The sequence below is a fragment of the Azonexus sp. IMCC34842 genome (assembly GCF_050368855.1).
Taxonomy (GTDB): domain Bacteria; phylum Pseudomonadota; class Gammaproteobacteria; order Burkholderiales; family Rhodocyclaceae; genus Azonexus; species Azonexus denitrificans_A.
Genome location: NZ_CP178449.1, coordinates 1,657,844 through 1,676,536, shown reverse-complemented (window position 1 = coordinate 1,676,536; position 18,693 = coordinate 1,657,844). Strand labels below are relative to the sequence as shown.

Annotated in this window: 14 protein-coding genes and 1 riboswitch; of the genes, 8 read left to right on the top strand and 6 right to left on the bottom strand. The window is 63.0% G+C overall.

Features of this window, described 5'->3' with window-relative positions:
- Positions 1-12: 12 nt before the first annotated feature.
- Complete coding sequence (locus ACLIKD_RS07900; protein WP_428827879.1) at positions 13-423, bottom strand: acyl-CoA thioesterase; 411 nt, start codon at positions 421-423, stop codon at positions 13-15.
- 90 nt (positions 424-513) lie between these two features.
- On the opposite strand from ACLIKD_RS07900, the gene ACLIKD_RS07895 reads away from it, so the two are divergent.
- Both ACLIKD_RS07895 and fabI read left to right on the top strand, forming a co-directional pair.
- Complete coding sequence (locus ACLIKD_RS07895; RefSeq protein WP_428827878.1) at positions 514-2,160, top strand: electron transfer flavoprotein-ubiquinone oxidoreductase; 1,647 nt, start codon at positions 514-516, stop codon at positions 2,158-2,160.
- A 43-nt stretch (positions 2,161-2,203) separates the two neighbouring features.
- A complete protein-coding gene (gene fabI / locus ACLIKD_RS07890; RefSeq protein WP_226470767.1) occupies positions 2,204-3,001 on the top strand; it encodes an enoyl-ACP reductase FabI in 798 nt (265 codons plus the stop codon).
- Positions 3,002-3,134: 133 nt separating this feature from the next.
- On the opposite strand, the gene ACLIKD_RS07885 is transcribed toward fabI, so the two are convergent.
- Positions 3,135-5,021, bottom strand: coding sequence for a SurA N-terminal domain-containing protein (locus ACLIKD_RS07885; protein WP_428827877.1), 1,887 nt, complete (start codon positions 5,019-5,021; stop codon positions 3,135-3,137).
- Positions 5,022-5,120: 99 nt separating this feature from the next.
- Entirely contained in the window at positions 5,121-6,542 is a 1,422-nt protein-coding gene (locus ACLIKD_RS07880; RefSeq protein ID WP_428827876.1) for a PLP-dependent aminotransferase family protein, read from the bottom strand.
- A 144-nt stretch (positions 6,543-6,686) separates the two neighbouring features.
- On the opposite strand from ACLIKD_RS07880, the gene ACLIKD_RS07875 reads away from it, so the two are divergent.
- Positions 6,687-7,007, top strand: a complete 321-nt coding sequence (locus tag ACLIKD_RS07875) for a DUF2917 domain-containing protein (protein ID WP_428827875.1) — start codon at positions 6,687-6,689, stop codon at positions 7,005-7,007.
- A gap of 152 nt (positions 7,008-7,159) precedes the next feature.
- Complete coding sequence (locus ACLIKD_RS07870; RefSeq protein WP_428827874.1) at positions 7,160-7,507, top strand: CZB domain-containing protein; 348 nt, start codon at positions 7,160-7,162, stop codon at positions 7,505-7,507.
- Between the two features lie 75 nt (positions 7,508-7,582).
- Here the strand turns inward: ACLIKD_RS07870 and purL are convergent, their stop codons facing one another.
- Complete coding sequence (purL, locus tag ACLIKD_RS07865; protein ID WP_428827873.1) at positions 7,583-11,512, bottom strand: phosphoribosylformylglycinamidine synthase; 3,930 nt, start codon at positions 11,510-11,512, stop codon at positions 7,583-7,585.
- Between the two features lie 314 nt (positions 11,513-11,826).
- Between purL and ACLIKD_RS07860 the strand changes: the two genes are divergently transcribed.
- The gene (locus ACLIKD_RS07860) at positions 11,827-14,415 is read left to right on the top strand and encodes a chemotaxis protein CheW (protein ID WP_428827872.1); all 2,589 of its coding nucleotides are present in this window, start codon (positions 11,827-11,829) and stop codon (positions 14,413-14,415) included.
- A gap of 69 nt (positions 14,416-14,484) precedes the next feature.
- On the opposite strand, the gene ACLIKD_RS07855 is transcribed toward ACLIKD_RS07860, so the two are convergent.
- Positions 14,485-15,084 carry a DUF4202 domain-containing protein gene (locus ACLIKD_RS07855; protein WP_428827871.1) on the bottom strand — a complete coding sequence of 200 codons (600 nt, stop codon included), beginning with the start codon at positions 15,082-15,084 and terminating at the stop codon, positions 14,485-14,487.
- 281 nt (positions 15,085-15,365) lie between these two features.
- Here ACLIKD_RS07855 and ACLIKD_RS07850 point away from each other — a divergent pair, with 281 nt between their 5' ends.
- Both ACLIKD_RS07850 and ACLIKD_RS07845 read left to right on the top strand, forming a co-directional pair.
- Positions 15,366-16,013, top strand: coding sequence for a phosphatase PAP2 family protein (locus tag ACLIKD_RS07850; protein WP_428827870.1), 648 nt, complete (start codon positions 15,366-15,368; stop codon positions 16,011-16,013).
- A 45-nt stretch (positions 16,014-16,058) separates the two neighbouring features.
- On the top strand, positions 16,059-16,553 hold the full coding sequence (locus ACLIKD_RS07845; RefSeq protein ID WP_428827869.1) for an RNA methyltransferase: 495 nt from the start codon (positions 16,059-16,061) through the stop codon (positions 16,551-16,553).
- A gap of 67 nt (positions 16,554-16,620) precedes the next feature.
- On the opposite strand, the gene ribB is transcribed toward ACLIKD_RS07845, so the two are convergent.
- Positions 16,621-17,280 (bottom strand): 3,4-dihydroxy-2-butanone-4-phosphate synthase, encoded by a 660-nt coding sequence (gene ribB / locus ACLIKD_RS07840; protein ID WP_226419707.1) that lies wholly within the window; start codon positions 17,278-17,280, stop codon positions 16,621-16,623.
- An 85-nt stretch (positions 17,281-17,365) separates the two neighbouring features.
- Positions 17,366-17,526, bottom strand: a riboswitch (FMN riboswitch).
- A 277-nt stretch (positions 17,527-17,803) separates the two neighbouring features.
- Between ribB and ACLIKD_RS07835 the strand changes: the two genes are divergently transcribed.
- Entirely contained in the window at positions 17,804-18,679 is an 876-nt protein-coding gene (locus tag ACLIKD_RS07835; protein WP_428827868.1) for a hypothetical protein, read from the top strand.
- The last annotated feature ends 14 nt before the right edge of the window (positions 18,680-18,693 follow it).

Genomic DNA, 18,693 nt, shown 5'->3' with positions numbered 1-18,693 from the left:
TGGGCTGCGAGTTTACTCTGCTTCGAGCATTGCCCGCACGTGATCCGGCAGCGGAACGGACTTTCCGGTCTGCGTATCCATCCACACCACCTTGGCCGCACCCTCGGCATACAGGCGCTCGTCGCCCTCGATGCTCATTTCCACATAAGTCTGCACGCTGGAACGGCCGGGCGGGCCGGTAAAAGTGCGGACCTCGACACGGCCGGGGTAGCTCATAGGAATCAGGAAGGTGCAGCTGGCATTGATGATGACCGGCCCGGCCCCGCCCGGGCGGACCAGAATATTCATCGCCTCGATCCACTCGACGCGCGCCTGCTCCATGTAGCGAAAATAGACCGTATTGTTGACATGGCCATAAGCATCCATGTCGCCCCAGCGAATGGGCATCTTGCACACGTGAATAAGTTTCTTTTTCTCTTCCATATCCTGAAAAGCCCGAGGGGTTGATCAATGCGTTTCCATACTGTACCGTATTGTCAATAGCGTCACAATAAATCAAATCGAGGAGACATCATGGAACGCGAAGCCATGGAATTCGACGTCGTCATCGTCGGCGGCGGCCCGGCCGGCCTGGCCTCGGCCATTCGGCTGAAACAACTGGCGGCGGAAAAAGGCACGGAGATTGCCGTTTGCCTGATCGAGAAAGGCGCCGAAATCGGCGCCCATATTCTTTCCGGCGCCGTCATGGACCCGCGCGCCCTGACCGAATTGCTGCCCAACTGGCAGGCCGATGGCGCCCCGCTCAATGCGCCGGTCTCGGAAGACCGTTTCTTCATCCTCTCCGAAGATGGCGCCACCAGAATACCGAACAGCCTGCTCCCCAAGTGTTTCCATAACGAAGGCAATTACGTCATCTCGCTGGGCAATCTCTGTCGCTGGCTCGGCGAACAGGCCGAAGCGCTCGGCGTCGAGATTTACCCGGGCTTTGCCGGTTCGGAAGTGCTGTTCGATGAAAACGGCGCGGTCAAGGGCGTCGCGACTGGCGACATGGGCCGCCTGCGCGACGGTTCCGAAGGTCCGAACTTCCAGTCCGGCATGGAACTGCACGCCAAATACACGTTCTTCGCCGAAGGCTGTCGCGGCCATCTCGGCAAGCAGCTCGAAGCGCAATTCAATCTGCGCGACGGCGCCGATCCGCAGACTTACGGCATCGGTCTCAAGGAACTCTGGGAAATCAAGCCGGAAAAACACCAACTGGGTCTGGTCGTCCATAGCGGTGGCTGGCCGATGGCGCCGGACACCTACGGCGGCGGCTTCCTCTACCATCTGGAAAACAACCAGGTGGCCGTCGGCTTCGTCGTCGGGCTCGGCTACAGCAACCCTCACCTGTCGCCGTTCGAGGAGTTCCAGCGTTTCAAGACGCACGCCAATATCCGCAGCTTTCTCGAAGGCGGCAAGCGCATCGCCTATGGCGCCCGGGCACTGAGCGCCGGCGGCCTGCAGGCGCTGCCCAAGCTGATCTTCCCGGGCGGCGTGCTGGTCGGCGACGATGCGGGCTTCTTGAATGCGGCGCGTATCAAGGGTTCGCACTGCGCCATCAAGTCCGGCATGCTGGCCGCCGAATCGTGCTTTGCCGCGCTGGCCGACGAACGCCAGCGCGACGAGCTGAGCGCCTATCCGGAAGCTTTCAAGAACAGCTGGCTGCACGAAGAATTGCATCAGGCGCGCAACTTCAAGCCCTGGATGAACAAGGGCCTGAAACTCGGCTCGCTGATGTTCGGTATCGACCAGCTGGTTTTCGGTGGCAAGGCGCCGTGGACCCTGCACAACACGGTCCCCGACCATGCCAAGCTGAAGCCGGCCGCCGAATGCACCCCGATCGTCTATCCGAAACCGGACGGCGTGCTCAGTTTCGACCGCTTGTCGTCAGTCTTCCTGTCGAGCACCAACCACGAGGAAGATCAGCCCTGCCACCTGCAACTGAAGGACGCCGCGATTCCGATCAGCGTCAATCTGGCGCAGTACGATGCGCCCGAACAGCGCTTCTGCCCGGCCGGCGTTTATGAAATCCTGCGCGATGAGCAAGGCAACAATCCGCGTCTGCAAATTAACGCCCAGAACTGCGTACATTGCAAAACCTGCGACATCAAGGATCCGACGCAAAATATCAACTGGGTAGTCCCGCAAGGCGGCGAAGGACCAACCTATCCGAACATGTGATGCTTTATAATTCGGCGGCTAAACCCCTAAGGGAGAACAACACATGGGCTTTCTCGCCAACAAGAAGATTCTGATCACCGGTCTGCTGTCCAAGCATTCCATTGCCTATGGCATTGCCAAGGCCTGCCATCGCGAAGGGGCCGAACTGGCTTTTTCGTACCAGAACGAGCGCTTTCTCGATCGCATCACAAAATTCGCCGCCGAATTCGACAGCACCCTGGTTTTCCCGCTGGATGTCGCTAGCGACGAACAAATCACCAACCTGTTCGCCGAACTCGGCAAGCACTGGGATGGCCTGGACGGCCTGGTGCACGCCATCGCCTACGCCCCGACCGAAGCCATCGAAGGCGATTTCCTGAATGGCATTTCCCGCGAAGCCTTCCGCATCGCCCACGACATTTCCGCCTACAGCTACCCGGCGCTGGTCAAGGCCGCCCGTCCGATGATGCAGGGTCGCAAGAGCGCCGCTCTCGCCCTCTCCTACCTCGGCGCCGAGCGCACCATGCCGAACTACAACACCATGGGCCTGGCCAAAGCCAGCCTGGAAGCGGCCACCCGCTACCTGGCCTTCTGCCTCGGCCCCGAAGGCATCCGTGCCAACGCCATTTCGGCCGGCCCGATCAAGACGCTCGCTGCCTCTGGTATCGGCAACTTCGGCAAGCTGCTTTCCTACAATTCGCACAATGCTCCGCTGCGTCGCAACGTGAGCATCGATGAAGTCGGCAACGCCGCTGCCTTCATGCTCTCCGATCTGGCCAGCGGCATCACCGGCGAAATCCTCTACGTCGATGGTGGCATGAATACCACGGCGCTCGGCAACGCCGATCCGCTACCCGCCTGATTTTCAGCCCCCGGAGCCATCCTTCGGGGCGCCGCAAGCGGCAACAAAACGCCGACCTGGTTTGCACCGGTCGGCGTTTTTCATTGCCGGAAATCTTCCGAAAAAATGGGCCGTTGCCGGCCCGTTTCATTGCTTACTTTTCCTTGGTTTCCAGTGCGGCCTTGTTGATTTCGACCTTGTAGCGACCACGCAGCGCGGCCAGATAAAGCCGGACATCTTCCTGGGCGCCCATCTTGCCGAGTTGATCGAGCATGGCCCGCCGGTTGGCATCGTCAATCTTCTCGCCGGCATTGACCTTGCTCAGCTTGAACAGGGCATAGCCGGAACCGGGCAATTCGGCGCCGGCATAGGCTGGCAGCTTGGCGGTATCCATCCGGAAAACGGCCGGTACAGCAGCCGGCGGAATCAGGCGTGAATCGATCCGGGAAACGCTTTTGGCAGCGCTCCAGGACAGTTTGTCTTCACCCTTCTTCAAAGCTTCGAGGCGGGCCTCGCCATCCTTTTTGGCCAGCGCCTGGGCTTCCTGGCGTTTGAGCATGGTCTCAATGGTGCTCTTGACCCCATCGAAGGGCTGCAGCGCGGCCGGCTTGTAGTCGATCAGGCGACCTGCAACCAGCGTATTCGCCGCGATCTCGACGGCCTCAGTATTGCGCTTGTTCTTGATCGAATCGTCCGAGAACAATGCCGCCAGCAGCTTGGCGTTACCGAGCGGACCATTGGCCGGATTGGTCTGGCGAGCCAGCCAGTCGGACTGCTTGATGCTCAGATTGAACTTCTCGGCCACCGGTTTCAGGCTGTCGGGCTGTTCATATACCGTATTGCTGAATGCTTCGGCTGCTTCGGCGAACTTGCGCGAAGCGGCAGCCTTTTTCAGCTCTTCCTCGATCTGGCCGCGGACTTCGGACAGCGGCTTTTCCTTGGCGGCATGAATGCCGGTCAGCTTGATGATGTGGAAGCCGAAATCGGATTCGACAACGCCGGAAATCTCGCCTTCCTTGAGCGCCAGGGTGGCATCTTCAAACGGCTTGACCATCATGCCGTGACCGAAGAAACCAAGATCACCGCCCTTCGAGGCGGAACCCGGGTCATCCGAATTCTTTTTGGCCAGATCGGCGAAATCTGCCGGATTCTTCCGGACTTCCTTGAGCACTTCCTCGGCCCGGGCTTTCGCCTTGTCCTTGCCGAGCTTTTCCGAGGCAATCAGGATATGGCTGGCGCGCCGCTCTTCGGCCTGCTGGAACTGCGCCTTGTGGCCGTCATACCAGCTCTTGATTTCGGCTTCGGTAACCGCCAGCTGAGCGCCGATGGTTTCCATCGACAGCACCACATATTCGGCCCGGGCCTGCTCGGGCAGTTCGAACTGCTTGCTGTTCTCGTCGTAGAACTTGCGAGCCGCGCCATCGGCCAGCTTGACCTTGTCGAGATAGCTGTCGAGGCCGAGGCGAAGCTCCATCACTTCGCGCTTTTCCGTCTGCAGCGCCAGCATGCGGTCGCTGATCGTATGCGCCAGCACGCCGGACTGGCCAATGGCACCAGCCAGTTGCTGGAGCGTCAGATCCTGACGCAACTGAGCCTCAAAACTGGCCGGCGTCATGCCCTGGGCGCGCAAGGCAGCCTCGTAACGTTCGCTGGAGAACTTGCCGTCGATCTTGAATGCGTCGATTGAACCGATCGTCTGGCGAATGGCATCGTTACCGACGAACAGGCCCTTCTTGTTGGCCTCGATCATCAACAGGCGCTGGTTGACCAGGTCATCGATGATTGCCGTGCGCGCTTCCGGCGCGTCGAGCAATTTTGCATCGAATTGCTCGCCCAGCTGGGTGCGCAGCCGTTCGCTCTGATCGCGCAATGCCTGCTGAAACTGTTGCTGGGTGATCTTGACGTCACCGATTTTGGCCACGTCGTCGCCGGAATTCACACCGCCCAGATAGGAATCAACGCCGAAAAATGCAAAGGGCAGGATGATCAGCGCGAGGAATACCTGGACGATTCTTTTACTGTTGCGGACTGCATCGAACATAAGGAGAGAAATCCTTCAGAGTCGTTCAAAAAGGCAAGGCACTGCCTGCCCAAAAAGGGTGAATGATACCGTAGTTTGACCTGCCCCCATTTGCCGCCGTCAAGCGCTGACGATCACCGCACCCAGCCGGCGTACGGCATCGTCGATTTCCGGCGAATGCGGATTGCCGCAATTGAGGCGCAGGCAGTTGCGATACATGCCGCTCGGCGAAAACAGCTCGCCCGGCACGTAGGCGATATTTTCGCCAATCGCCCGCTCGTAAAGCGCCGTCGTATCGAACTCCTCGGGCAACTCCACCCACAGCACATAGCCGCCCTGCGGCTGGGACATCCGGGTCGCAGCAGGAAAGTAGCGACTGACCGCAGCCTGCATGCTGTCGACCTGGCGTTCATAACTGCGGCGCAGCGTGCGCAGATGCCGCTCGAAAGCGCTGGATTCGAGATATTCGGCCAGCACATGCTGGGTGATCGGATTGGTCGCGCCGCTGGTGATGGTCTTCTGCAGGGCAATGGCCGAACGGTAACGCCCGGCCGCGACGAAACCGATGCGCAGCGCCGGAGTCAGGCTTTTCGAGAAGGACGAGCACAGCATGACGTTACCGGAGGTATCGAAAGCCTTGATCGGCCACGGTCGCCGCGGGCCGAAATGGAGGTCGCCGTAAATGTCGTCCTCGATCACCGGAACGCCTCGCGCCGCAGTCAAGGCCGCCAGTTGCCGTTTTTTCTCGTCCGGCATCACGCAGCCGAGCGGGTTGCTGGCATTCGGCACCAGCAGGCAGGCGGCAATCCCGCCATGGCGGGTGGCCAGCTCCAGCGCCTCGACCGACAGACCGGTACGCGGATCGGTCGGAATTTCCAGCGCCTTCAGACCCAGTGTTTCGAGTAACTGCAGCATCAGGTAATAGGCCGGCGATTCGACGGCCACCGTATCGCCCGGCTTGGTTACCGCCCTCAGGCAGAGGCCGAGAGCCTCGGTGCAGGAATTGGTGATGACGATTTCGTCACCGGCCAGCGGCCCGCCCCAGGCCAGCGAACGAAGGACCAACTGACGGACCAGCGCCGGCTCGTCCATATTGATGTGGCTGCCGCCTTCAAGCAGTTTTGGGTGGCGCCGCGCCACGCTGGCATACAGGCGCTGCAGGGCGGCCAGCGGCAGCAATTCGGCGGCCGGCAATGCCGCCGCCAGCGGGGCGACCAGCGGTTTGCAACCAGCCTGCAGGACGCGAACCAGACGCTGCGACACATCGACCGGCACCGCCATTTCCGGCGTCGAACGCTGCGCCGGCTCGGCCCGCGCCGGCCCCGGCCGACGGACGAAATAACCGGATTGCGGCCGGGCTTCGACCAGCCCGCGATCCTCCAGCTGGCGCAGGGCCTGAACGACGGTCGAAACGGACAGCCGCCGCTCCACCGACAGCCGCCGGACCGACGGCAGGCGATCGCCATGGCGCAAGGCACCATCGGCCATCATGCCCTCTAGTTCGGCAGCCAGTTTTTCATAACGCAGCATCGCTTCGGACATGGCACACCAATACAGTTGGCTAACTCAACAACCAGCACAGTTGACAAAATAGCAAACTGTACTGATGGCAATTTGTTTTCATTGCAACTGTATCATTCATTGCCCGACTCCTACACTGGGTCCATGCCAATGCAGGAGCCAACGATGGAATTCGATCTTCACGCCGGGGAACTCGTTCTCGCCGAAAACCGGCCGCTGGCCGCTCGCCGGGCCCGCGGCGCGCTGATCGTGTGCACCGGCGGCACCGTGTGGATCACGGTGGCCGGCGAAGCGGGCGACATTTTTCTGCACGCCGGCCAAGCGCATCGTATCCGGAGCAACGGGCTGGCCCTGCTCGAAGCGATCGGCCACGGCAGCATCCGTATCCAGGCACACACCAGGCCCCTGCTCGGGCACTGGCTGCGGGACTTTCTGCGACAACATCCGGACAAGCTCGCCATCCGTCACCCACCCAGCCCGGCCTGAGTAAGCATTTCCCCAACACTGAGCGAGATTCGCCAAGCCGCATTTCACAGGCTGAGGCTGCCCAAAAAGCCTTCCTCCGGCATAATTCGGTTTTCGGCAAACGATGGCCATTCCCGCCTTCGTCAGCCTTCAACCCACTGGAGACCGCGACCATGACGCGTATCGATATCGACGGCGCCATACGCTTGCACAATCACTGGCGACGCCAGTTCATCAACGCCTTTGCCGGCGGCGACTACGCCGACATGCCGCTGTCCGAACACTGTGGCTGCACCCTCGCCCAAGCACTGACGGAGGCCCAAGGCGCCGGAATCGAATCGGCCGATTTCCAGCAACTGGTCGCCGTCCATGATCGCTTTCATACGCTGGCCAGGGATATTGTCAGCCTCAGCAACAACGGCCTCGGCGATGCAGCCGACCTGCTGCTTCCCGAACTCAGCGAAGCCTCGCATCAACTGGTCGTCGAACTCGACAAACTGCGGGAATACCGCGCCAACTAAGCGCGCTCCGGCTTCCCGGCAATAAAAAAGGAACTCCGCGGAGTTCCTTTTTTTGTTGTTGAGGGATGCAGCCGATCAACCGACCCAGCGCCGCGCATTGCGGAACATCCGCATCCACGGCGAATCCTCGCCCCAGTTTTCCGGGTGCCAGGACATCTGCACAGTACGGAAGACGCGTTCCGGATGCGGCATCATGATCGTGAACCGGCCGTCGGCCGTGGTCACCGCCGTCAAGCCGCCTGGCGAGCCGTTCGGGTTGTACGGATAGGCTTCGGTCGGCTCGCCCTTGTTGTCGACATAGCGCACGGCCGACAGCGCCTTGGCCTGGTCGTCGGGGTTGTCGAAGACCGCCCTGCCCTCGCCGTGCGACACAACGATCGGCACTTGCGAACCGGCCATGCCGGCGAAGAACAGCGACGGGGATTCCATCACCTCGGTCATCACGAAGCGGGCTTCGAACTGCTCGACCTTGTTGCGGCGGAAGGCCGGCCAGTGCTCGGCACCGGGAATAATCGATTTCAGCGCGCTCATCATCTGGCAACCGTTGCAGACACCCAGTGCGAAGGTGTCCTGGCGGTTGAAGAAGGCGGCGAATTCGTCGCGGCAACCGTCGTGCATCAGGATGGTCTTGGCCCAGCCCTGCCCGGCACCGAGTACGTCGCCATAGGAGAAACCGCCGCAGGCGACCAGACCCTTGAAGTCCTTGAGGCTGACGCGGCCGGCCAGGATGTCGCTCATATGCACGTCGACCGCGGCGAAGCCGGCTTTGTCGAAGGCGGCCGCCATTTCGTAATGGCTGTTGACGCCCTGCTCGCGCAGGATGGCGACGCGCGGCCGAGCACCGAGCTCCAGGTAAACCTTGGTGAAATCGTCCTGCGGATCGAAGGTCAGCTTCGGCGTCAGGCCGGGATCGGTGACGTCGAGAATGCGGTCGAATTCCTGCTGGGCGCAGCTCGGGTTGTCGCGCAGCGTCTGCATCTGATAGCTGGTTTCCGACCAGGCGCGCTGCAGGTCGACGCGCTTTTCGCGCAGCAGCTTCTTGGCATTGCGGATGACGCGAATTTCGTCCCACTCGTTCATGTAGCCGACGAAGTGATACGGCACACGCAGGGCGCGCAGCACCGGCGTGACCTTGGCGCGGTCGGCCCGGCGGATCTGGATCAGGGCGCCGAGTTCCTCGTTGAACAGGGCGCGGACACAGTTCTCGAAATCGCGGCCGGCCAGCAGGTCGGGACGCTTTTCGGAACCATCGACATCGCCGGCTTGCGGGTCGTAGCAGATCCCGTCGAGGTCCAGCGTCACGCCGCGGCGGCTGGCGAAGGCCATTTCGACGGCGGCGGCAAACAGGCCGCCATCGGAACGGTCGTGGTAGGCGAGCAGCAGGCCGTCGCGATTCAATTTCTGCACGGCGTCGAACAGGCCCTTCAGCTTGGCCGGATCGTCGACGTCCGGCGCATCGCTGCCGGTGGCGTTGTACACCTGGGCCAGCGCCGAGCCGCCGAGGCGGTTCTGGCCGAGATCGAGCAGCAGGATTTCGGTTTCGCCCTGATCCACAGCCAGTTGCGGCGTCTTGGTCCGGCGTACGTCATTCACCGAGGCAAACGAGGTCACCACCAGCGACAGCGGCGACACGACCTGCTTCTTCTCGCCCTGATCTTCCCAGGCGGTGCGCATCGACAGCGAATCCTTGCCGACCGGGATCGAGACACCGATCGCCTTGCACAGGTCGGAGACGGCTTCGACGGTGTCGAACAGGCGGGCATCCTCGCCGGCGACGCCGCACGGTGCCATCCAATTGGCCGACAGCTTGACCTTGCCCAGTTCGCCGACATCGGCGGCGGCCAGGTTGGTCAGCGCCTCGCCGATCGCCATGCGGCCGGAGGCCGGCGCGTCGAATACGGCGAGCGGGGTGCGCTCGCCCATGGCGAAGGCTTCGCCGAGGTAACCCTGATAACCCATCGTCGTCACAGCGACGTCGGCCACCGGCACCTGCCACGGGCCGACCATCTGGTCGCGGGCAGTCATGCCGCCGACCGAGCGGTCGCCGATGGAGATCAGGAAGGTCTTGTCGGCGATGGTCGGCAGACGCATCAGGCGATAGGCGGCGTCCTTGAGTTCGATGGACGCGGCGTCAAAGGAGACGAAAGTTTCCGGCTGGTGCGTGACGTCGCGCGTCATGCGCGGCGGCTTGCCCAAAAGGGCTTCCATTTCCATGTCGACCGGATTGACGCCGAAATGGTCGTCGGTGACGGTCAGGTGGCCGTCGCCGGTCGCTTCGCCAACCACGGCAAACGGGCAGCGCTCGCGCTCGCACATCGCCTGGAATTCGGCGATGCGGTTCGGCGGGATGGCCAGGACGTAGCGTTCCTGCGATTCGTTGGACCAGATTTCGGCCGGCGACATGCCCGGCTCTTCGGTCGGCACCTTGCGCAGGTCGAAAATGGCGCCGACGCCGCCCGAGTGGGCGAGTTCCGGCAGGGCGTTGGAAACGCCACCGGCACCGACGTCATGCACCGACAGAATCGGATTGTTCTTGCCCATCTGCCAGCAGTGGTCGATGACTTCCTGCGCCCGCCGCTGGATTTCCGGGTTGCCGCGCTGCACCGAGGCGAAATCGAGGTCTTCGGCGTTGGCACCAGCGGTCATCGACGAGGCGGCACCGCCGCCCAGGCCGATCAGCATGCCGGGGCCGCCCAGTTGCACGAATTTCGTGCCGACCGGGAAGGTTTCATCCTTGAAAGACTGCTCGGCCTGGATGGAGCCGAGGCCGCCGGCGATCATGATCGGCTTGTGGTAGCCACGCACCGTTCCGGCGACATCCTGTTCGTAGGTGCGGAAATAGCCGGTCAGGTTCGGGCGGCCGAATTCGTTGTTGAAGGCGGCAGCGCCGATCGGCCCTTCGAGCATGATGTCGAGGGCCGAAGCGATGCGCGACGGGCGGCCGTAGGCGTGTTCCCACGGCTGCGGGGCGTCCGGCAGGTTCAGGTTGGAGACCGAGAAACCACAGAGGCCGGCCTTCGGCTTGGAACCCTTGCCGGTGGCGCCTTCGTCACGGATTTCGCCGCCGCTACCGGTCGACGCGCCAGGGAAGGGCGAAATCGCGGTCGGGTGATTGTGCGTCTCGACCTTGGTCAGGATGTGGGTCAGCTCTTCCTTGTAGGAATAGCCGCGGTCGGCATCCGGGTAGAAACGGTTGATCGTCGCGCCTTCGATGATCGAGGCGTTGTCGGCGTACGCCATGATCGTGCCTTGCGGCGCAGCGGCATGGGTTTCGCGGATCATGCCGAACAGTGTCTTGGCCTTGGCTTCGCCGTCGATCACCCAGGAAGCGTTGAAAATCTTGTGACGGCAATGCTCGGAATTGGCCTGGGCGAACATCATCAGTTCGACGTCGGTCGGGTTGCGGCCGGCCTTGGTGAAAACATCCAGCAGGTAATCGATTTCGTCGTCGGACAGCGCCAGACCGAGCGAGCCGTTGGCCTCGACCAGCGCGGCCTTGCCGCCGGCTTGCACGTCCACGGTATTCAACGGCTTCGGTTCGAAGTGGCGGAACAGTTCACCGGCGGCGTCGAAGCCGGCCAGCACGGATTCGGTCATCCGGTCATGCAGCAGGCCGGCGACGGTTTTCTTCTCTTCGGCCGTCAGGGCGCGACCGCCCTTGACCGTGACGTGGAAGGCAACGACCCGCTCGATACGCTCGATGGCATCCAGATCGCAGTTCCAGGCGATATCAGTGGCCTTCGACGACCACGGCGAAATGGTGCCGATGCGCGGCGCAACGAGGAACAGTTCGCCAGCTTCGGCGCCGGCCGCCTTTTCTTCCAGCAAGGTCGCCAGCTTGGCGCGCTCGTCGGCATTCAGGACACGTTTCAGCGCCACGACATGCCAGTAATCGGCCACCAAAGATTCGATATCCGACACGGCCGCCACCAGGCGGGCTTGCAGGCGTTGCAGACGAAAAGCGGAAAAGGCGGCGTCGCCCTTGAGGCAAAGAATGTCGGCCATTGGGTGTGGGGTCTGGTTAGGCGGAGAGGCCGGCATTATACCCGAGGCAGCCGAGCCGCCGGGCAAGCGAGCCACGCTTCCCATCCCGTCAGTTGGGCCGGTCGATTCTGCCGAAGCCGCCACCGACGGACCGGGGCTGACACTGTCATCTTCCCGACGTTACAAAACCGACATTTCCCGCCTCGCTCGCCCGAAAAGCCAGACAGAGCAGCGCTCCTGTTTCGGCATGACTATTGCTAGATTCATCGACCGCAAAACATACAACAACACCGTGCAGGCCTCCCGCCAGACACGGCAATCAGGGGACGGCTTGCATGGCAATCTACAAGGGCATCGAGATCGACGAGTCGCTGGCCGGCATCATCCGCCACATGCAGGGCGTCGAAGATTACCGCGAAGGACTGGGCAACCTGCAGGGCGCCTGGGACATCCTGAGCCTGCTCGGCCAGTTGACCGGCTCGGCCACCGAGATGGCGAAGACGCGCGAAGCCTTCCAGCGCCTGACCGGCGACCTGCTCAACCACCTCGGCCAGGAAACCCGGCGCAAGGCCGTCGCCGACCTGCGTGCCAAGACGCAGAGCAGCATCGACATCCTGGTCCGCAACCTGTTCGAACGCACGGCTGACATCGGCTTTCTCTCGGCCGACGACGACATCCGCGAGTTCCTGCTCGGCAGCGGCAGGCGCGACCTGATGGAAAAGCGCTTTCGCGAATATGTCGACAAATACTCGGTGTATTCCGACATCGTGCTGTTTGCCGCCGACGGCAGTATCGCCGCCCGGCTCGGCGAACATCCGGCCGCGGCCAGCCGCCATCGGCTGCTCGACGAGGCCCGCACGACCACCGCGCCCTATGTCGAATATTTCGGCCCGGCCGATTTCCTGCCGGCCGGCCAGCACCTGCTCTACGCCTATCGTGTCGCCAGCGACAACGGCGCGTTTCTCGGCGTGCTGGCGCTGAGTTTTCGCCTCGCCGACGAAATGGAGGGCGTCTTCGCCAAGCTGATCGGCGACGGCGATTTCTCGCTGCTCGCCACGCTCGATGCCGACGGCCGCGTCGTGGCCAGTTCGTCGACCATCCAGTTGCCGCTCGGCACCCGCCTCGAACAGTGCCGGCAACCGACGCACGGCGCCCTGCTCCGCCTCGCCGGTCGGCAATACCTGGCGGTCAGCTGCCCGGCGCACAGCTACCAGGGCTACGCCGGCCCAGGCTGGCTCGGCCTTGGCCTGCTGCCGCTCGAATTCGCCTTCGAGCGCAGCGACAGCGCCCTGCTCAGCCACGTCGACGGCGCTGCGCTGGCCGCCGTGACGCAACACCCGACACTGTTTTCCGATGAGCTGCGGCGCATCCCCGAGCAGGCCGAAGCAATCCAGGAAGACCTCAACCGCTCGGTATGGAACGGCTCGGTGCGCCAGGTCGACAACGGCCAGGGCAATGCCTCCTTCGCCAAGACCCTGCTCTGGGAAATTGCCGATACCGGCCGCAAGACCCAAGCGGTGTTCGAGCAGTCGATCGGCAACCTGCACGAAACGGTGGTCGCCGCCCTGCTCCAGAACGGCGTCTCGCGCGCCAGCTTCGCCATTGACGTAATGGACCGCAACCTCTACGAGCGCGCCAACGACTGCCGCTGGTGGGCGCTCAACGCCACCTTCCGCCGCGTCCTGGCCGACCCCGATGCCGCCGGCACCGCGCGCTGCGCCGAGATCCTGCATTACATCAACGGCCTGTACACGGTGTACGACAACCTGATCCTGTTCGACGCCCAGGGCCAGGTCATCGCCGTTTCCAAGCCGGAAGCCGGCGGCCTGGTCGGCAGCCATCTCAACGAGGAATGGGTCGGCCGCTGCCTGGCGCTCACCTCGTCACAGGGCTACGTCTTTTCCCGCTTCGCGCCCAGTCCGCTCTACGGCAACCGCCCGACCTACATCTACAGCGCCGCCGTGCGTTCTCCCGACGGCAACCGGGTGGTTGGCGGCATCGCCATCGTCTTCGACGGCCTGCCGCAGATCTCCGCCATGCTCGACGACGCGCTGCCACACGGCGCCAACAGCCAGCCGGCAAAAGACAGCATGGCGCTGTTCACCCAGCGCGACGGCAAGGTGCTGGCCAGTACCGACCAGCGCTACCCGGCCGGCAGCACCTTCCCGCTAAGCAGCGTGCAAAGCCATCTGGAACACGGCGAACACAGTGCCGACATTGTCCTGCTCGACGGCAGCTATTACGCGCTGGGCGCCACCATGTCGGCCGGCTACCGCGAATACAAGACCAGCGACGGGCAGATCGACGAGGTGCTCGCCCTGACCCTGCTGCCGCTCGGCCAGGCCAGCGCCAGCGAGAAAGTCGCCCGACGCTCCGCTTCGATTTCGGCCAACGGGCGCAGCCGCCGGGTCGGCAATGGCAGTGATGCGATCGAGATCGCCACTTTCTACATCGGCGCGCAGTGGCTCGGCATTCCGGCCAGCGACGTCGCCGAGGCGATCGGCACCGAGGCCATGACGCCCATCCTCGGCGGCAACAACGACCTGTTGGCCGGGGTCAAGATCTATCGCGGCAAGCTGATTTCCATACTCTATTTGCAGCGCCTGCTGACGCCGGGCGCTCCGATTCCCGAACAGGCCGGCCAGATCGTCGTCGTCCGGACCAAGAACAAGGCCTGCATCGGCTTGCTGGTCGATGAACTGGGAGAAATACCCGAGGTCGCCCGCGAGGAAATCCAACCGGTCAGCCACGTCACCTTCGAGACCGACTCGCTGACCATCGGCGTGGTCGATGGCATGCGCCGCGCCGGCGACCGCCATGGCATGCTCTCGGTAATCGCCGTCGATCGCCTGTGTCAGCGTATCGGCTGTCGCTGCCTGCCGGAACCCGGCGATACGCTGGTGGCGCTGACCGAGATGAACTGAACCGACGCAAGTCCCAACGATTTTGCCGGGGTGTCGGGGCAGCGCTGCTTGGGCGGCGCCCCTGTCGCCTCAGTCGCCGGCAACCGCTTTCAGGATCAGCGGCAGCAGCGGCTCCGGCAACTTGATGCCGCCGCTCGTCGCGAAGGCCTGGGCCTCGCCGGACATTTTCTTCCACGTCTTGCGGACGATATCGAGCCACTTTTCTTCGCTGTATTCGGCGTGCTGACCGGCGAAGCCGAGCATGTAGTGTTCGAGGAAGACGAGGCTGCTGACATCCTCCAGCAGCTGCGTATCGGGATTGGTCTTGATGCCTTGCTTGCCGACCGCCGCCTTGACCCGCGCGATGGTTGCGTCGTCGTAGCCGGCCTGCTGCATCAGGGCACCTGCCGTCTCGGCATGCAAGCGGTAGAGGCCGGTGCGCCAGGCAAAATAGCCCGGCTTACCGAGTGGATAGCTGCTGCGCGGTACCGTCCACCGTTCGATGTGCTGGGCGCGCACGGCAAGCTGGGCGACTTCGCTGGCTTCCGGCGCGAAGCGACCGATCATCTCGGTCATCCGTTGGGCGTAGCGCAGTTCCTTGGGCTGGCCCTCGTCCTGGTTCGGGTCCCAGGCGTTGGCGGCGTCGAACAGGGCAATGGCTTGGTTGAAACGTTCCTGGTTGGCAATCATCGAATCTCTCATCGCGGGGCATGGGTTTGCTTGCGCTGATTCCAGCACTAGCCGAGGCGCACAGGGTAACCAAATCTCCGGGCGGCGGCGAACTGCGGTTTACCCGGTGCTACCATAAGGCCTGGCCGGAGAGATCGGAAGGACATTGAAGACGTGGGCAACAGCAAGCAAGACGAACGGGCAAGCGGCATGACAGCAGCCGCGAATCTGAGTCTTGTCGCCTTGCGCGAGGCCCATGCATGAGCCGCGCCGCGACGGCCGCCGGCCCTGCGGAAGCGCCAATGCCCTGGCACCGGCAAATGGCGGCGGTGCTGTTCAGGCATTTCTATCTCAAGGGCATCGGGACGACTATTTTCATCAGCCTGTTCTTCAACGTTTATTTCTATTTGCTGAAGAACCCGGCGTCCCCGCCAACGCTGATGCCCGTCACCTGGCTCGATGGCCTGATCGGCGTTCAACCGCTGGCCGTGCCGATCTACGTCTCGATGTGGGTCTATGTTTCCCTCCCCCCGGCCTTACTGGCAACGCAACGCGAGCTGTGGCTCTACGGTGCGGCCATCGGCACAACCTGCCTGGTCGGGCTGCTCGCCTTCTACTTCTGGCCGACTGCAGTTCCCCCGGCCAATGTCGACTGGAGCCAGTTTCCCGAATTGAATTTCCTGAAAAGCATCGATGCCTCGGGCAACGCCTGCCCTTCGCTGCATGTCGCCACCGCCGTCTTTTCCGGGGTCTGGCTGCATCGCTTGCTGCGCCGCTTTGGCGGGCCGCTATGGATACTGGCCGGCAACTGGGCATGGTGCATCGGCATCGTCTATTCGACGCTGGCCACCCGCCAGCATGTCGCCCTCGATGTCGCCGGCGGGCTGGCCCTCGGTCTGCTGGCCGCTGGGCTATCCTTGCCGCATCGCGTGCTGGGGAAAAAGCCGTAATCGTTTGCCCCGAATTGCCAAAACCCCGCTCCCACAAAGAAATCAATGGAAACCATCAGCAGAAACCAGGCCGTCAAGGACTACACCGGCTATTCGTGCATCGGGCTGTACAACCCGAAAGGCCCCGAGAACGTCGGCTCGATCATGCGGGCGGCCGGGTGCTATGGCGTCAATACGGTCTTCTACACCGGCAAGCGCTACCAGCGCGCCGTCGAATTCCGCACCGATACCAAGCAGGTCCATCTGCAACTACCGCTGATCGGCGTCGACGATCTGCAGCAAGTCATTCCCTTCGGCTGCGTCCCGGTGGCCATCGAAATCCATCCGGATGCCAAGCCGCTCACCGAATATCGCCATCCGGAGCGGGCGTTCTACATCTTCGGCCCGGAAGACGGCAGCCTGAAAAAGAACGTGACCGCCTGGTGCAAGGACATCATCTACATTCCGACGCACGGTTGCATGAACCTGGCGGCCACGGTGAATGTCGTGCTCTACGACCGGATGCTGAAGGCCAGCGGCTTTCGTAATACGGCCGCCTGACGCGGGTACTACCGGCCGTTGGTGCCCACCGGAAAAACGGTCGGCACCAACGGCCAGCATTTCCCGCCTACGCCCCGCCGGCGCGGGTGTAATCGGCCAGGGCCGCCACCGAAACGATGACCAGACCATGCTGCGCCGCGTAATCGCGGACCTGCTGGCCGCGCAGCATCGTGCCGTCTTCGTTCATCAGTTCGCAGAGGATGGCCGCCGGGCGCAGGCCGGCCAGTTCGGCGATCAGCACCGAGCCTTCGGTATGGCCGCGTCGGCCATGCACGCGCCGGTCGTCGGCACGCAACGGGAAGATGTGGCCAGGCCGGGCGAAGTCTTCGGCGCGGGCATTCTCGGCCGCGGCGAGCAACACGGTGACGGCGCGGTCGGCCGCCGAAACGCCGGTCGTCACACCGTGCCGCGCTTCCAGCGAGACGGTGAAGGGCGTGCCGTGGCGACTGGTATTGTCGGCCACCATCGGCGGCAGTTCGAGGCGGTCGGCGATGCGGTTATCGAGGCAGAGGCAGACGATGCCGCTGCAGTCGCGGATGAAGCGGGCCATCCACGGCACCGTGACGTGCTGCGCGGCCATCACCAGATCGGCTTCGTCCTCGCGGTCGTCATCGTCGAGCATGATTACCGGCTGGCCGGCACGAATCGCCGCAATGGCCAATTCGACAGTGTTTTCGCCAAGCTTGGCGGCTGACTCGAAAGAGTCGTTGAGACTGTTTTGGTACATGAAACGCTCCTGAAAAAAGACGTGAAAGAGGCGTTTCAGGGATGCAGAAAAACCCATGACTCTCCCTGCGGAGACCATGGGGTATCGCTGCCTTCTCTCATCCGGACTATCACCGTCGGCTTCGGCATTGGACCGAATCTGCTGACCCGCAATCGTCCGAAAACGACTGCGGCGCTCGCGGGCTCGCGGCCATTTGCATGACCGCCTACCGCCGGTGGGGAGTTGCACCCCGCCCTGAAGACCCGGCAAGGATACGCGCCGGGGCGGCGCCGGTCGAGCCGGAAACGCCAAATGCTCCCGGCAGATCGGCGGTCGCTGGTGTTTTTGCACGGCTGCTGAATCAGGGAAATTTTCCGGTCTACCGGAAAAATTGCCGGCCACCGTGACCGCACCGCCCTCGCCTTGCCGGCCATCTCCCTTGCAAATCAAAGCACAGCGCCAGAAACCGGGCATTCCTGCGGCATGGCACCGATATTGCTACAGCATCAGCCAGATGCCGGACCATTTTGACGGGAGGAAGACAATGAGCATTACAGCCATCGCATCGTTCTATGGAAACACCGCGCGCGTCGGCACATCGACGGCGCTCCGCAATGCGGCCAGCGCCAATCCGGTGAGCCAGCAGAACACATCGACCGAGAGCGCCAGCACGACAGTCAACATCTCGGCCGAAGCCCGACAGGCGGCCGCCACGCAGGGACGACTTGCCGTCCCGGAATCCGTCCGCCAGGCGGCGCAGGCCGAGTTGGACAAGGTCTTCCCGCCGGACATCCTCGCCGAGGCCCAAGCCCGGCTCGACGCCAACCAGGGCATCAGCGGCAGTAGCAGTGCCACGCCAGGCCTGGGCAATCTGCCGCTGTTGCCGGAAAACGAGGCGCTGCTGGCGCAGATCAAGAGCGACATGCACGCCGCCCGCACGGCCAACAGCGAAGGCATGACCAATCTGACGCCCTACGTTCGCCTGATCCACGCCGTCCAGAGCGAAGGCTGGAAAACACCGATGACGATGGAAGACGCGCAACGCGAGGTCGACATCGCCTCGGCCATGGACCGGCTGACCCCGAAGCCGACGGCAGCACCGCTCAGCGATGCCGAGCAATTGAAAAAGGATATGGCCAACATAGCGCAGATCCGGCAGGAACAGGCCGGAGAAATCCCCGACAAGTGGAAACAGCGCTGGAAAGAAGCGGATCTGAGCATGCCGGAAACGGCCACCACGACCTTCCCGCAATCGATCTGGCTGGGTCTGGCCAAGGCCGCAGGGATCGGCGAAGACGAGTTCCTTACCAAGGCGCGCGAGCTGGCGGGCAATCTCACCGGCAACAACTTCCTGCAGGCCATCGAAAGTTTCGTCAGCGAGCGCTACGCCGCCAGTTCGGGCACAACGCCGGCCGGCTGAGCCAAGGCCCTGGC